Raw genomic sequence first — 13,708 nt, 5'->3', positions numbered from 1 at the left:
TGTTTTATAGCACACCAACGATTATTTTTTAAGCACACACTACAATTTAAGCGCTTGGTTTTTCACCTAACTTAGCAATGCCGCTTTCTAAAAATTGCACCACGGTATTGCGCTTTTTACCAATTAATAAACTGCCATCGGCTAAAAACATAAAGTTTTGCCAATTGCGTTTAAATACATCAAAAGTGGTTTCGATAACGTTATCGCGCGCCATACAAAAATAAACCGTGGTATTAGCCTGCCAATCTAAATGATCCAATATGGCTTGTGGTAAGCTTTCGTCGCCATTTTCCCAGGCGTCTTCCCAGTTTACTTCATCGCTAAAACTTTCTTCTTTACCGCACCAATCGGTTTTATCAAAAAAATCGGGGTGGTCGAACTCGCGACTCACCATAGTGCTCCAAAGCACCGCAGCACGTTCGCTGGTCATAGGTTTTATACGCGCAGCGTCTTCATCAGATACAGGGAGGTCTTTATGACGAAAAACCCAGGCCTTTTTGTGATCATCGAGAGAAATATAATTCATAATGTTGGTGTATTCTTTGGCATAATAAAAAGCAAACGCAATTATACAAGAGATCAAAACATGACTACAGCAATAAAACCGCTTTCCCTCAAACCTGGCATATATCAGCACTACAAAGGGCCGCAATACAAAGTATTTTACGTAGCTACACACAGTGAAACCGACGAGCAACTAGTTATATACCAAGCCCTGTATGGCGAGTACGGCATGTGGGCACGCCCACTAAGTATGTTTTTAGAAGCCGTTGAAAAAGATGGCGAAACCATACCTCGTTTTGCATACCTTGGACCTGCAGATTAACTATGGCATTATAAACCACATTTAATACTGCTCAGACCAGATAAGGGTAACCCGTGCAATTTAATTCTACCGACAATTACATCGCAAGCAGCTCACTAAAACAGGCTGTAAATGCCGCCATTATGCTCGAAAAACCACTCTTAATTAAAGGTGAACCAGGCACGGGTAAAACCATGCTGGCTGAGGAGCTTGCAAAAAGCTTAGATACCGAACTTATTCAATGGCACATAAAATCGACCACTAAAGCGCAACAAGGTTTATACGAATACGATGCCGTATCGCGCCTGCGCGACAGCCAATTAGGTGACGAACGCGTACACAACATTGGCAACTACATTGTAAAAGGTAAATTGTGGCAAGCGTTTAACTATGCCGAGCTTAACGGCAAACGCCCTGTACTTTTAATTGATGAAATAGACAAAGCCGATATCGAGTTTCCAAACGATTTACTGCTTGAACTTGATAAAATGGAGTTTCATGTTTACGAAACCAACGAGCGCATTGTAGCGAAAGAGCGCCCAATTGTGATCATCACTTCAAACAATGAAAAAGAATTGCCAGATGCCTTTTTACGCCGCTGCTTTTTTCATTATATTGATTTTCCTAGTAGTGACGAAATGCAGCAAATCGTTGATGTGCACTACCCTAACGTTAAACAAGATTTAGTTCGCCAAGCACTCGAAGTATTTTTTAACTTACGTGAAGCCAACGGCCTTAAAAAGAAGCCCTCTACCAGTGAGTTACTCGATTGGTTAAAGCTTTTAATGGCCGAAGATATAGACGCTAAAACGCTGCACGACAAAACCCAAAAAGGCGGCTTAATGCCAATGTTTGGCGCTTTACTTAAGAACGAGCAAGACATAAGCCTAATCGAAAAACTAGCGTTTATGAGCCGTCGCTAACATGCTAGTACAGTTTTTTTTCAAACTGCGTGAATACCGCTTACCGGTAAGCCTGCGCGAACTACTCGATTTAATTAACGCCTTAAAAAAAGGCGTTATATTTGCCGATGTAGATGGCTTTTACCATTTAGCCCGCACCATAATGGTAAAAGACGAAACCCATTTTGACAGGTTTGACAAAGCCTTTAGCGACTATTTTAGCGGCATTGCCGACCTTGATTTGCTCGAGAGTTTAAAGCAACAGCACAACTTACCTAAAGACTGGTTGCGTAAAGAGTTTGAAAAACACCTAAGTGATGAAGAAAAAGCCCAACTAAAAGCCATGGGTGGGCTCGACGAGCTTATGAAAACCTTAAAAGAGCGCTTACAAGAGCAACAAAAACGCCACGCAGGTGGCAATAAATGGGTGGGCACTGGTGGTACATCACCTTTTGGAGCGTATGGGTATAATCCTGAGGGCGTGCGTATAGGGCAAGACGGCAACCGTAATCGCCAAGCGGTAAAAGTGTGGGATAAACGCGAATACCGTAATTTAGACTCTGACAGAGAAATTGGCTCACATACAATAAAACTCGCCCTTAAAAAACTACGTAAATTTGCCCGCACTGGCGCAAGTGACACCCTTGATTTAAACGAGACCATTCGCGCTACTGCCAAACAAGGCGGCATGCTGGATGTAAAAATGGCACCCGAGCGCCACAATGCCGTTAAAGTATTAATGCTATTTGATATTGGCGGCTCAATGGATGACTACATTCATACCTGTGAAGAGCTATTTAGCGCCGCCCACAGCGAGTTTAAACATTTAGAGTTTTACTACTTTCATAACTGTTTATACGAGCACGTTTGGCAAGACAACGCGCGCCGCCATTCAAACATCATCGACACCATGACGCTGATTAATAAATTTACCAGCGACTATAAAGTGATATTTGTCGGTGATGCCACTATGGGCCCGTACGAAATTGCCTACCCAGGCGGCTCGGTAGAGCATTACAACGAAGAGCCCGGCAGTGCCTGGTTATCACGAATCACCAACCACTTTGATAAAGTTGCCTGGCTCAACCCACAACCCGTTGAACATTGGCCGTACTATCAATCAATTGATTTTATAAAGCAGCTGATGAGTAACAGAATGTACCCGCTGAGTTTAGATGGTATAAGTAGCGCGATAAAAGAGCTGAGTTAAATATTAATTTACCTCGGCTCAGCGCTAGCAGCAGAGCTTCGGGCGTGAACCTATAACTTTGTTGGGTGGCGCCTTCGGCTTAACCAACCTACCTTTGACGTAGGTCGAATAAGTGGCGAAGCCACGCCATCCAACAAAATGATCGATGTACCAGAAACAATCCGATGCACCGCATTATTTATAGGTAGGGTCAGAATTAATTAAACAAACAGAATTCGAGATTAACTTTTTCTTTAGCTCGTGATTATCATTCTTAATTTCGGAGAGCTCTCCCATAACACTTTTATTTGTTTTATTTATGGTTGAATATAGCTTATCCGGTATATTTAAATCCGATTCAATTGACTGTATAGATAGAAAAATCGATACGACCGTAGATAAAATAGCTATCCAAATCGCAAATAAAGCTTTTCTATTTGCATCTTTTGCTGATTCCCTAGCTTCATTAAGCTCTACATACTCTAAAAATCTAAAGTGATCTTCTGCACTTGCAAATAATTTAATATCCGACCCAGGTCTGGCTACCGAACTATAGAATGATGTGTGTGAGTGAAACAAAAGTGATTTATCATGAATTAACAGTTTTAACTGCTCCTGCTCTTTTTCACTTAGCAGGACAGCTTTACATAGCTGCTGGAAAGTAAACTCTTCTTGTAGTGTTGCCCACTTTAGCACACGTATTATAAAGTTAGTGTCATTCATTTTAGTCCCTTAGAATGATAGAAAAAAGAGTAGCGAGAGGCCTACAACTCAGCTATATGATTCAATGTCTCAGGATGACGCTGCACTAGCTTTAGCAATGTTATCGCTTGCCCATTAGGAGCGCTGCGTCCTTGCTCCCAGTTTTCAAGCGTTCTTGCTGAAGTATGTAAAATGTTAGCAAAGACACCACGCGACATATTAAATGTTTCTCGAATATTCACTATTTCATCGGGTGAGATAGCAAGATCGTTAATATCATTTACCGTATGAGTACGTAACGTAAGTTTTCCTTGTGAATGCGCTTTGGCATCATCAAGTGCTGTAGTTAATTCTGAAAATAAATCACGTTTGCTCATCGCGCCATACCTCTAAGAACTCTTTTAAATACTTTTTCTGATTAGCTGTTAAATCGATTACTTCGTTTTTACTGTAAATAGTGAGTAGATAAAAACGTCTTTTGTCGTCCAAGTAATAATATATAACTCTTGAACCGCCACGCTTACCTTTTCCTTTGCTCGCAACTCGTACTTTACGTAAGCCGCCTGTTCCTTGAATCACATCGCCCTGTTTTGGATTAACCATGAGATCTGCTTGAAATAAACGATAATCGTCATCACTCAAGTACTGCTCTCGGTACTTTTCGAATATGCTTGATTCAACAAATAGGCTTTTCATACACCAAAGTATACGTAAATAGCGTATAAATTCAATTAAATATTTTAAACGAGTAGCAGCAGGTATCTCTTACTCTAGCTAAAGCACTTTACTCATAAATAAGCTGTACGGATCTAGCTCATAATCACCAAACGGTTCACACTCTTTAAAACCAAATTGAGTGTAAAGCTTTTGTGCGGGTACAAATGCCTCTGCTGTTCCAGTTTCTAAACTTAGCTTTTTGTAACCTCGCAGTGTTGCCTGCTCAATAATATGCGTAAGTAGCTTAGCCGCTATGCCTTGGCGCAAATAGTTACTTGATGTACGCATTGATTTAATTTCGCCATGAGTGGTATTGAACGCTTTTAATGCACCTACACCCGCTAAATTATTATCAATCCATAAGCTATAAAATGTTATGTTGGGGTGAGTCAGTTTACTCACATCAAGTGCATGTACACTCTCAACAGGTGAGTGCTTTAGCATATCGTTATGATGCGTTTGTAATAGTTTTATGACGTGTGGGTTTGAAAGCTCGCCTGTTTTTATTTCCATTTACAGCTCATTTTTTCGTGTATTAATATTTAATATAAAGCGCTAATAACTTTATATTTAACTCATCATTACTAGAAGCTAAAACGCTACCGACTGATTTCGAGTGTTCTAAGTCCCCTATTCGCATCTCAAACCTTTGATTATCAAAACTATCAATAAAAATATGTACTTCTTTATCCTCATCATAAAATGATGCGAAGTTGTCTGTAATGAGCATATTAAATATCATAGTTTCCTCCTTGTAGATTAAACATAAAATAATGATTACCTAGGACAATTTAAAGTTACAAGGTTTATAACGAAGGATTGCTGTAAATTTTAATATATTGATAAAAAATATTCTTTCTTGAAACCCCTTTAAGTGAAGAAATAAGAGGAAATAAGAACTCCTTACTATCTAGTATTTCTATTTTCCATTTAGTATCGCCAATAAAATGAAAAGTTAACGTGTTCGAGTTTTGAATATTATAATTTCTAAAAGATCCCATTGAATACATGCTGCCAATCGTAGCTGAATCAACAATATCAAGGTGCTCATTTAAGAGATGGATATGAAGCATATCCTCGTAAGGAGTGTCATCCGTCATAAAGACAAGGTATTTACAACCTGCTTTAATGCAAAGCTCCAAATAAGTACCATCAACAACTTTATCTGTTTGCGTATTATTTAAAAAGATACAGCTCTGTTCTGCAGACTTAGGGATTGTCTTAAATACTTGGCTTTTAAGTATGATCATCTTTTTCACCTAGCTATTACTTTTGACAGGCCAATTCTCGCCCTCCGCAGGCTATTGCGATCCACACTAGCCGGTATTTATGCAGAGGTTGTTTGATTTGTACCTTTCACCTCGAGCCTCGAATCTCGAACCTCGAACCTCGAACCTCGAACCTCGAACCTCGAACCTCGAATATAAAATCACATCAGCTTCCACACCACAAACGCAACAGCAAAACCCACTAAATACACTAACCCTAGCCACGTTAAGCTGCGTAGTAACACACTGTGTTTAATGGTGGGCTCTGAGCGTACAAGGCTGAAGTTAAGCCATGCAAAAACGGGGGTGGTTACAAAGGCTAGTGTCATGGCAAAGGTAAGCATGGGGCCAAGGGCCGATTTAAAAAATAAAATAACGGCCATGCCAGCTAGTGCTTGCAGTACAAGCCAACTATTTAAACTGTGCTTAGATTGCTTAAAACCAAGTAATTTATGTGACTCGTTAAGTGTACGTGCGTAACCATCAAGTACAGTAAGTGTTGTGCCAAACATACATAAAAAAGCAATAGCTGATACAAGCGGCCTTGCCCACTCACCAATAGTCAGTGCGTACATATCAATAAGCTGCTTAGCAAAGGCTACACCGCCAAGCTCTATATTGCTGCTTTGTCCGTATTGCACCAGCACTCCTAAGCTAAAAAATACTAATGCTAAGCACGCTGTTAACCAATACCCTACGTTAAAATCGAATAAACCTTGGCTTTTAGTCACTGTTTGCTGAGCTTGTTTTTCTTTAAGCCATAGCGAGCTAAGCGCTGATATTTCTATTGGTGCCGGCATCCAGCCCATTAACGCGACCATAAAGCTCAGCATAGCCAGCTCGTATGGTGAAGGACCCACATAGTCAGCGGGCGCCATTGGGCCATTACCAAACGCAATAACCAGCGCAATAACAGTAGCAAGCGTTAATAGCCCCATAATGCCTTTAGCAACGCTGTCGAGCGCTTTAAAGTGCCCTAACAATAATATAGCTAAGCATATACCGAGCAATATCCAACACAGCAGGGTTACCTCTATCACTACAGGCAATGCATAATGCAGTAAACTTGCTGTGAGCAGCAATACACCAGCAGTATTTACTATGGCAGCAAGTATGTTTAGCCCTATAAAACTATAAAAATAGACAGGGCCTTTATTTTTATAGCCTTCTACTAAGCTGTTTTTAGTTACTAATGTGTATTCCATACCAAAACGGAAAAATGGGTATTTTAATACGTTAACCGCCAATATAAGCCAAAATAGTTGCCAGCCAAATAATGCGCCAGCTTGAGTGGATGCAACCAAATGGGAGCCACCTATTGCGGCGGTTGCCATTAAGATACCAGGGCCCAAGGCGCCCAATCGAGATTTCCAAGAAGTGTGTGTGTGCTGCATTAATTTCTCAATATGTGTGTGTTATATATACAAAAGATTAAGTTTTATAATTAAAAAACATAAAGAGAGAACAACTTACCTAAAATCAAGGCAATAAAAAAGAGCCATAAGGCTCTTTTTTATAGTACTTTGGGACTAAAGGTTATTTTAGTTCCATCTCTTGGATGATCTCATGCGCTATTTCTGGCGTTGTGCTTACAGGCTTTTCGTGTAAATTTGCTTTTATTTGCCCTTTTCGATGTTTTAGTGCTGCATCGAGTTTTTTAGCTGCGCTGGCAATCGCTGGGTACATAACTTCATTTTCCCCTTTTACCGATATACGCGCACCTTCGTAATTTGTGCTAATTTCTGCTTGGATTTTGTGATGCTCTTTAGACAATATAATGTCGAGTGCAATAAGTGATGGAAAGTGGCTCTCGATTTTTGAAAACTTTTCGTTGATATGCTCTCTAATAGAGTTAGTAACGTCTACATGGTGACCAGAAAGATTAATTTTCATAGGGTATCCTTTTATTTGTTACCTCATAAATAGTATTGGGGGCTATTTAGATTAACACAAGGAAAAAGCACTGTTTTTTAAAATTAATTTGTTACTCAAACTGATTTAAATCATACGTTGTGCAAAGTTTATGCAAAGCCCATAAACTATGGGCTTTTAGACGTCTAGCCTTAAGCGTTTAGTCTGTATACGAACAGCAATAGTCAGCAAACTCACTTACTTTTACTTTAAAGCTAACATTGGCATCAACGTTAAATGATTCGCCCGCGGTAAATGTTTTCCACTCACTCTCGCCTGGTAATAAAATATCCCACTGGCCACCTAAAAGCTCCATTAATTCTTTTTTACTGGTATCAAATACAAATTCGCCCGGTTGCATAAAACCTAGCGTTTTGGTTGTTCCATCATTAAACACCACGGTACGGCTTGATACTTTTCCGTCAAAATACACGTTCGCTTTTTTAATTACGCTTACATTTTCAAACTGAGACATCCTCACTCCTGTTGTATTATTTTATTTAATCGGCCACCACCTTGCCTGATAGGCCTTAGCCTTGCAAGAAAAGTACATTGAAAGTTACTCATTCGCGGTTTTAAAGCGGTGTTTTTAAGTATTAGTCGCTGCGCTTTTTACGCGGGCAGGCATAGCCAAAAGCTGAATCTGTATTTCCTGAGCAGGCGTTAGGCATGCTTGCGTTTATAGCAGCACCTCTTCATATTTGATCAAACAAAAAAGCCCGCCCTGATTTACACAGGGCGGGCTTTAAAATATTAAATCAATTGATTAAAACAAGGCGTTTGCTTTATTCACAATGTTTTCTACTGTAAAGCCAAAGAACTCAAACAGCTCATTTGCTGGTGCAGACTCACCAAAGGTCGTCATACCAACTACCGCACCATTTAAACCTACGTACTTGTACCAGTAATCAGCAATACCTGCTTCTACTGCTAAGCGGCGTGTAACGGCTGAAGGTAGTACGCTTTCTTTGTATTCGGCGCTTTGATCTTCAAACGCATCAGTACACGGCATAGAGACAACACGTACCTTTTTACCTTGGCTGCGTAGTTCTTTTGCTGAGTCTTGCGCTAGTTGTACCTCAGAACCAGTAGCAATAATAATTAGCTCAGGGTTGCCGTCACAGCTAAGGATGTACCCGCCCTTTTTAACATCTGCTAATTGTTGAGCGTCACGCGATTGTTGCTCAAGGCCTTGGCGAGTAAAGATAAGTGATGTAGGGCCATCTTTACGCTCAATAGCTTGTTGCCATGCAATTGCCGACTCAACTTGGTCACACGGGCGCCAGTTGTATAAGTTTGGCGTTAAACGCATGCTAGCAATTTGCTCTACCGGTTGGTGAGTTGGACCGTCTTCACCTAAACCGATTGAATCATGTGTGTATACAAAAATGCTTGGTTGCTTCATTAGTGCAGCCATACGTACAGCGTTACGCGCATATTCCATAAACATTAAGAAAGTAGCACCGTAAGGAATAAAGCCTTTGTGAAGGGCAATACCGTTCATAATTGCCGACATACCAAACTCACGTACACCGTAATAAACGTAGTTACCACTTGCATCGTCTGCAGTTAATCCTTTAGAGCCATCCCAAATTGTTAAGTTTGAGCCAGCTAAGTCGGCTGAGCCACCCATGAATTCTGGTAAAATTGGGCCAAAGGCGTTTAATGCATTTTGTGATGCTTTACGCGATGCTGGATTTGCAGGGTTTGCTTGTAACTGCTCTATGTACTCTTGTGATTTTTGTGCCCAATCAGCAGGTAAATCGCCAGCTGTACGACGTTTAAATTCTGCTGCTAGCTCTGGGTACGCATCTGCGTACGCTGCAAACTTTTCGTCCCAGCTTGATTCAAGTTCTTGCCCTTTAGCTTTTCCATCCCACTGTGCGTAAATATCTTCAGGAATTTCAAATGCCTCGCCAGTCCAACCTAAAAATTCGCGAGATGCTGTAATTTCGTCATCACCTAAAGGTGCGCCGTGACAATCGTGGCTACCCGACTTGTTAGGCGAGCCATAACCAATCACTGTTTTACAACAAATAAGCGTTGGTTTATCGGTAACACTTTTAGCTTCAGCTATTGCAGCACTGATTGCGTCGCTATCGTGGCCATCTACGCCACTAATTACGTGCCAGCCATACGCTTTAAAACGTGCTGGTGTATCGTCGCTAAACCAACCTTCTACTTCACCATCGATTGAAATGCCATTGTCATCCCAAAAAGCAACTAACTTGCCTAGGCCTAAGGTGCCCGCAAGTGAACATGCTTCATGAGAAATACCTTCCATTAAACAACCATCACCCATAAATGCATAGGTGTAATGATCAACAATGTCGTGACCTTCACGGTTAAATTGTGCAGCCAATGCTTTTTCAGCAAGTGCCATACCAACCGCGTTTGTGATCCCCTGACCTAATGGGCCCGTAGTGGTTTCGATACCTGGCGCGTAACCGTACTCTGGGTGGCCAGGTGTTTTTGAATGCATTTGACGGAAGTTTTTAATTTCATCAATTGGTAAGTCGTAACCACTTAGGTGCAGCAGAGAATAAATAAGCATTGAACCGTGGCCGTTTGAAAGAATAAATCTGTCACGGTCAGCCCACTCTGGATTAGTTGGATTATGCTTTAGATAATCGCGCCATAATACTTCTGCGATATCGGCCATGCCCATAGGGGCTCCAGGGTGACCAGATTTGGCCTTTTGTACTGCGTCCATTGACAAGACGCGAATAGCATTTGCAAGTTCTTTGCGAGATGGCATGAATTCTCCTACCTTTATGTGTATTTGCGCGGGTACTAATGTGCTCGTTTATACCCTTAAGTAACTTAAGAGCTGTTATAGCAACCATTCTTACTTAATGTGGGTGCTGTGTGCAATTAAAAACCCCATAAAAATGGGCTATTATGAATATTTTTTAAGACCAAAAAGTGATTACTCATTTTATTTAGACGTCTAGGCGTAAAAACACTATGCAAGCAGTTTCGTTTTAGATAAAATACGCCCCTTAATTTTTTAGCGCTAATACCGACGTTTGTGAAGCGCAATATTTGTGAGCAGAAATACAATGGCAAAACATTTATTTACTTCTGAATCTGTTTCTGAAGGTCATCCGGATAAAATCGCCGATCAAATCTCTGATGCGGTACTTGATGCTATCCTAGAGCAAGACTCTCATGCCCGTGTTGCGTGCGAAACTTACGTAAAAACCGGTATGGTTATGGTTGGTGGTGAAATCACGACTAGCGCATGGGTTGATATTGAAGAAATCACACGTAAAACAGTACGTGAAATTGGCTACACGCATTCAGACATGGGTTTCGATGCAGACTCGTGTGCTATTTTAAACACTATTGGTAAGCAGTCTCCTGATATTAACCAAGGTGTTGACCGTACTAGCCCAGAAGAACAAGGTGCTGGCGACCAAGGCCTAATGTTTGGTTACGCATGTAACGAAACAGAAGTACTGATGCCTGCGCCAATTACTTACTCACACCGTTTAGTACAGCGCCAAGCCCAAGTACGTAAAAGCGGCGAGCTTAATTGGTTACGCCCAGATGCAAAATCGCAAGTAACGTTTGCATACGAAAACGGCAAGCCAGTAGGTATTGATGCAGTTGTACTTTCTACTCAGCACGCTGAAGAAATCTCGCAAAATGATTTAGTAGAAGCCGTGATGGAAACCATTATTAAGCCGGTACTTCCTGCCGAGCTTATTACAAGCGCGACTAAATTTTTCATTAACCCAACGGGTCGTTTTGTAATTGGCGGACCTATGGGCGACTGTGGTTTAACAGGTCGTAAAATCATTGTAGATACATACGGTGGTATGGCACGTCACGGTGGTGGTGCTTTCTCTGGTAAAGATCCATCAAAAGTTGACCGTTCAGCAGCATATGCTGCACGCTACGTAGCTAAAAACGTAGTGGCTGCAGGCCTTGCTGATAAGTGTGAGCTGCAAGTATCTTACGCAATTGGTGTTGCAGAGCCTACCTCTATCAGCGTTGAAACCTTTGGTACAAGCAAGCTTGAAGAAGGTCGCTTAATCGAGCTTATTCGCGAGCACTTTGACCTACGCCCTTATGGCTTAATTCAAATGCTTGATTTAGAGCGCCCAATTTACCAACCAACAGCGGCATACGGTCACTTTGGTCGTGACGAATTCCCATGGGAACGTACAGATAAAGCAGACGCACTTCGCGCAGCTGCAGGCCTTTAAGCCAAAACACATTAATTAAAAACGGCCCTTTTAAGGGCCGTTTTTATATCTAAAACAAAAGTTAATAATGAGTTTTAGCGAGCCCTCGAATTACTTGCTGTTTTAGGTATATACTCTTTGCATAATAAAAGCTTAAGGGATAAGTAAATGGCCAATAATTTTCGCGTTATGTTTGTAGGGCTAGCTGAGGGCACTGAAACTAAAACTGCCTGCGTTAATTTAGCAAATAAACTAAAAACGTCTGAAGATAAAGTAACACAGTTTTTTAACGGCAAGACACTCTTTGCACCAAGCAATAAAGACAAAGCCCTAAAGCAAGCCAAATTACTCGCAAGTTTAGGCATTAAAAGTAAGTTACAAGCCACAGGTGAGCAGCCTCCTCAAAACCCTAGTGCAGCTAGTCAGCGTGATGAACGGATTTTTGATGCCCTCGATTACATAACAAGCAGCCTGATCCGCCTAGAAGAAAAGCTAGAAGAGCTAGAACAAAGGCTTCCAACCAATGAGCTAAAAAGCCCTGCAGACGAAAGCGATGAGTGGCAAGAAGATGATCTAATGCTTGACGAGCAACTTGATGAACCTGTTAAAGCGCGTAGCAATATTTTGTTATATTCACTGATTGCCACCGCCGTTTTACTACTAATTGTGCTTGCTGTTTACTTAGCTTTTCCTGATTTAGTGTCTATTTAATCGAAGGTGCGTAATTACAATGAGCAATAAACGTACACACATACGCCAATCTATTCGCCAATTACGCAATAATTTATCAAAAAAGCAGCAAGAAAAAGCCGCTGCACAGCTAAAGTTGAATTTTACTCAACAGCTAAATAGCGAGAAAACAGCCTCGAAAAAACAGATAGCCATTTACTTTAGTAACGATGGAGAATTAGATACATCGTTGTTAATTAACGAGTTATGGCGACAAGACCATACTCTTTACTTACCCGTTATACACCCGTTTAATGGGGCTACGTTGCTATTTCAACGCTATGAAAAAAACTCACCCATGAGGGCAAATCGCTATGGTATCTTGGAGCCTAAGCTGAACTGCTCTCAAATATGCCCATTAACTGATTTAGATTACTTACTGATGCCACTTGTTGCATTTGATAATCAAGGTAACCGATTAGGAATGGGGGGTGGATTTTACGATAAAACACTGGCGCAATTACACGCATACAATTGGCAAAAACCGCAACTTATTGGCCTAGCACACAGCTGCCAAAAAGTAGATGCACTGCCAATTGAATCGTGGGATGTTCCACTTAAAACCATTATTACTCCTGATAAAATTTATCACTGGTAATATACACCCACTACACATTTGAAACATGAGCATGACAATGACGCAAGACGAATTAAAAAAAGCAGCTGCGTGGGCTGCACTCGAGTTTGTAAAAGAAAACACCATTGTTGGTGTAGGCACAGGCTCTACCGTAAATCATTTTATTGATGCCCTAGGCACAGTAAAAGACACCATAACGGGGGCGGTATCTAGCTCTGAGGCTTCAACAGCGCGCCTACAAGCATTAGGTATTGAAGTGTTTGAGCTAAACGATGTAGATGCGCTTGATGTTTATGTAGATGGCGCAGATGAAATTAATGCCCATAACGAAATGATCAAAGGCGGCGGCGCAGCACTTACCCGCGAAAAAATAGTCGCAGCCGTTGCAAAACAGTTTGTGTGTATTGTTGATGACACAAAATTAGTAGATACATTGGGCGACTTCCCACTTCCGGTAGAAGTTATACCCATGGCACGCAGCTACGTAGCGCGTGAATTATTAAAACTTGGTGGCGACCCTGTTTACCGCCAAGGCGTAGTAACCGATAACGGTAACGTTATTTTAGATGTACACAATTTAAGTATTAGTAATGCCAAACAACTTGAAACACAAATTAATTCAATTGTTGGCGTAGTTACCAACGGCCTATTTGCGATGCGCGGTGCTGATAAAGTAATTATCGGCACTAAAAATGGGCCACAAATTAAATAGGAT

General features: G+C 41.1%; 18 protein-coding genes. 7 read left to right on the top strand and 11 right to left on the bottom strand.

All coding sequences use genetic code 11. From position 1 onward, the window contains the following. Positions 1–46: 46 nt before the first annotated feature. Positions 47–526, bottom strand: coding sequence for a DUF2947 domain-containing protein (locus CWC16_RS14560; RefSeq protein WP_138542039.1), 480 nt, complete (start codon positions 524–526; stop codon positions 47–49). 60 nt (positions 527–586) lie between these two features. On the opposite strand from CWC16_RS14560, the gene CWC16_RS14555 reads away from it, so the two are divergent. From CWC16_RS14555 to CWC16_RS14545, 3 genes are read left to right on the top strand one after another with little or no spacing between them, the layout of a single operon-like run. Continuing rightward, on the top strand, positions 587–826 hold the full coding sequence (locus CWC16_RS14555; RefSeq protein WP_138542038.1) for a DUF1653 domain-containing protein: 240 nt from the start codon (positions 587–589) through the stop codon (positions 824–826). Between the two features lie 53 nt (positions 827–879). Next, positions 880–1,728 (top strand): AAA family ATPase, encoded by an 849-nt coding sequence (locus CWC16_RS14550; RefSeq protein WP_138542037.1) that lies wholly within the window; start codon positions 880–882, stop codon positions 1,726–1,728. 1 nt (position 1,729) lies between these two features. After that, positions 1,730–2,917, top strand: coding sequence for a vWA domain-containing protein (locus tag CWC16_RS14545; RefSeq protein ID WP_138542036.1), 1,188 nt, complete (start codon positions 1,730–1,732; stop codon positions 2,915–2,917). 174 nt (positions 2,918–3,091) lie between these two features. Here CWC16_RS14545 and CWC16_RS14540 read toward each other — a convergent pair whose 3' ends face one another. The 10 genes from CWC16_RS14540 to tkt all read right to left on the bottom strand — a co-directional run bounded on the left by CWC16_RS14540 (position 3,092) and on the right by tkt (position 10,252). Then, positions 3,092–3,619, bottom strand: a complete 528-nt coding sequence (locus tag CWC16_RS14540) for a hypothetical protein (RefSeq protein ID WP_138542035.1) — start codon at positions 3,617–3,619, stop codon at positions 3,092–3,094. 41 nt (positions 3,620–3,660) lie between these two features. After that, positions 3,661–3,975 carry a helix-turn-helix domain-containing protein gene (locus CWC16_RS14535; RefSeq protein WP_138542034.1) on the bottom strand — a complete coding sequence of 105 codons (315 nt, stop codon included), beginning with the start codon at positions 3,973–3,975 and terminating at the stop codon, positions 3,661–3,663. Then, on the bottom strand, positions 3,962–4,294 hold the full coding sequence (locus CWC16_RS14530; protein WP_138542033.1) for a type II toxin-antitoxin system RelE/ParE family toxin: 333 nt from the start codon (positions 4,292–4,294) through the stop codon (positions 3,962–3,964). Before CWC16_RS14530 ends, CWC16_RS14535 begins: the two co-directional genes overlap by 14 nt. Positions 4,295–4,372: 78 nt before the next feature. Next, a complete protein-coding gene (locus CWC16_RS14525; RefSeq protein WP_138542032.1) occupies positions 4,373–4,828 on the bottom strand; it encodes a GNAT family N-acetyltransferase in 456 nt (151 codons plus the stop codon). Between the two features lie 22 nt (positions 4,829–4,850). Beyond that, entirely contained in the window at positions 4,851–5,057 is a 207-nt protein-coding gene (locus CWC16_RS14520) for a hypothetical protein (RefSeq protein ID WP_010387734.1), read from the bottom strand. A 64-nt stretch (positions 5,058–5,121) separates the two neighbouring features. Beyond that, a complete protein-coding gene (locus CWC16_RS14515) occupies positions 5,122–5,565 on the bottom strand; it encodes a hypothetical protein (RefSeq protein WP_138542031.1) in 444 nt (147 codons plus the stop codon). Positions 5,566–5,744: 179 nt separating this feature from the next. Continuing rightward, positions 5,745–6,977, bottom strand: coding sequence for an NRAMP family divalent metal transporter (locus CWC16_RS14505; RefSeq protein ID WP_138542029.1), 1,233 nt, complete (start codon positions 6,975–6,977; stop codon positions 5,745–5,747). A gap of 142 nt (positions 6,978–7,119) precedes the next feature. Continuing rightward, positions 7,120–7,476, bottom strand: coding sequence for a ribosome hibernation-promoting factor, HPF/YfiA family (gene hpf, locus CWC16_RS14500; RefSeq protein WP_024033129.1), 357 nt, complete (start codon positions 7,474–7,476; stop codon positions 7,120–7,122). Between the two features lie 178 nt (positions 7,477–7,654). After that, positions 7,655–7,969: a pyrimidine/purine nucleoside phosphorylase gene (gene ppnP, locus CWC16_RS14495; protein WP_138542028.1), complete on the bottom strand. Its 315-nt coding sequence runs from the start codon at positions 7,967–7,969 to the stop codon at positions 7,655–7,657. A gap of 291 nt (positions 7,970–8,260) precedes the next feature. After that, the gene (tkt, locus tag CWC16_RS14490; RefSeq protein ID WP_055016909.1) at positions 8,261–10,252 is read right to left on the bottom strand and encodes a transketolase; all 1,992 of its coding nucleotides are present in this window, start codon (positions 10,250–10,252) and stop codon (positions 8,261–8,263) included. A gap of 304 nt (positions 10,253–10,556) precedes the next feature. Here tkt and metK point away from each other — a divergent pair, with 304 nt between their 5' ends. The 4 genes from metK to rpiA all read left to right on the top strand — a co-directional run bounded on the left by metK (position 10,557) and on the right by rpiA (position 13,705). Then, the gene (gene metK, locus CWC16_RS14485; RefSeq protein WP_004586168.1) at positions 10,557–11,708 is read left to right on the top strand and encodes a methionine adenosyltransferase; all 1,152 of its coding nucleotides are present in this window, start codon (positions 10,557–10,559) and stop codon (positions 11,706–11,708) included. Between the two features lie 147 nt (positions 11,709–11,855). Continuing rightward, on the top strand, positions 11,856–12,398 hold the full coding sequence (locus CWC16_RS14480) for a hypothetical protein (protein ID WP_055016907.1): 543 nt from the start codon (positions 11,856–11,858) through the stop codon (positions 12,396–12,398). Positions 12,399–12,417: 19 nt separating this feature from the next. Beyond that, entirely contained in the window at positions 12,418–13,014 is a 597-nt protein-coding gene (locus tag CWC16_RS14475; RefSeq protein WP_138542027.1) for a 5-formyltetrahydrofolate cyclo-ligase, read from the top strand. Between the two features lie 37 nt (positions 13,015–13,051). Continuing rightward, a complete protein-coding gene (gene rpiA, locus CWC16_RS14470; protein ID WP_055016905.1) occupies positions 13,052–13,705 on the top strand; it encodes a ribose-5-phosphate isomerase RpiA in 654 nt (217 codons plus the stop codon). Positions 13,706–13,708 lie beyond the last annotated feature (3 nt).

The sequence above is a fragment of the Pseudoalteromonas sp. S3776 genome, from assembly GCF_005886915.1.
Lineage (GTDB): Bacteria > Pseudomonadota > Gammaproteobacteria > Enterobacterales > Alteromonadaceae > Pseudoalteromonas.
The sequence above is the reverse complement of the archived record's forward strand: the minus strand, read 5'-3'. Positions and strand labels throughout refer to the sequence as shown.

Bases quoted from the DNA above. Each gene is read 5' to 3' on its own strand.
- CWC16_RS14560 (WP_138542039.1), bottom strand. From the start codon at position 526: ATGAATTATATTTCTCTCGATGATCACAAAAAGGCCTGGGTTTTTCGT.
- CWC16_RS14555 (WP_138542038.1), top strand. From the start codon at position 587: ATGACTACAGCAATAAAACCGCTTTCCCTCAAACCTGGCATATATCAG.
- CWC16_RS14545 (WP_138542036.1), top strand. From the start codon at position 1,730: ATGCTAGTACAGTTTTTTTTCAAACTGCGTGAATACCGCTTACCGGTA.
- CWC16_RS14540 (WP_138542035.1), bottom strand. From the start codon at position 3,619: ATGAATGACACTAACTTTATAATACGTGTGCTAAAGTGGGCAACACTA.
- CWC16_RS14535 (WP_138542034.1), bottom strand. From the start codon at position 3,975: ATGAGCAAACGTGATTTATTTTCAGAATTAACTACAGCACTTGATGAT.
- CWC16_RS14530 (WP_138542033.1), bottom strand. From the start codon at position 4,294: ATGAAAAGCCTATTTGTTGAATCAAGCATATTCGAAAAGTACCGAGAG.
- CWC16_RS14525 (WP_138542032.1), bottom strand. From the start codon at position 4,828: ATGGAAATAAAAACAGGCGAGCTTTCAAACCCACACGTCATAAAACTA.
- CWC16_RS14520 (WP_010387734.1), bottom strand. From the start codon at position 5,057: ATGATATTTAATATGCTCATTACAGACAACTTCGCATCATTTTATGAT.
- CWC16_RS14515 (WP_138542031.1), bottom strand. From the start codon at position 5,565: ATGATCATACTTAAAAGCCAAGTATTTAAGACAATCCCTAAGTCTGCA.
- CWC16_RS14505 (WP_138542029.1), bottom strand. From the start codon at position 6,977: ATGCAGCACACACACACTTCTTGGAAATCTCGATTGGGCGCCTTGGGC.
- hpf (WP_024033129.1), bottom strand. From the start codon at position 7,476: ATGAAAATTAATCTTTCTGGTCACCATGTAGACGTTACTAACTCTATT.
- ppnP (WP_138542028.1), bottom strand. From the start codon at position 7,969: ATGTCTCAGTTTGAAAATGTAAGCGTAATTAAAAAAGCGAACGTGTAT.
- tkt (WP_055016909.1), bottom strand. From the start codon at position 10,252: ATGCCATCTCGCAAAGAACTTGCAAATGCTATTCGCGTCTTGTCAATG.
- metK (WP_004586168.1), top strand. From the start codon at position 10,557: ATGGCAAAACATTTATTTACTTCTGAATCTGTTTCTGAAGGTCATCCG.
- CWC16_RS14480 (WP_055016907.1), top strand. From the start codon at position 11,856: ATGGCCAATAATTTTCGCGTTATGTTTGTAGGGCTAGCTGAGGGCACT.
- CWC16_RS14475 (WP_138542027.1), top strand. From the start codon at position 12,418: ATGAGCAATAAACGTACACACATACGCCAATCTATTCGCCAATTACGC.
- rpiA (WP_055016905.1), top strand. From the start codon at position 13,052: ATGACGCAAGACGAATTAAAAAAAGCAGCTGCGTGGGCTGCACTCGAG.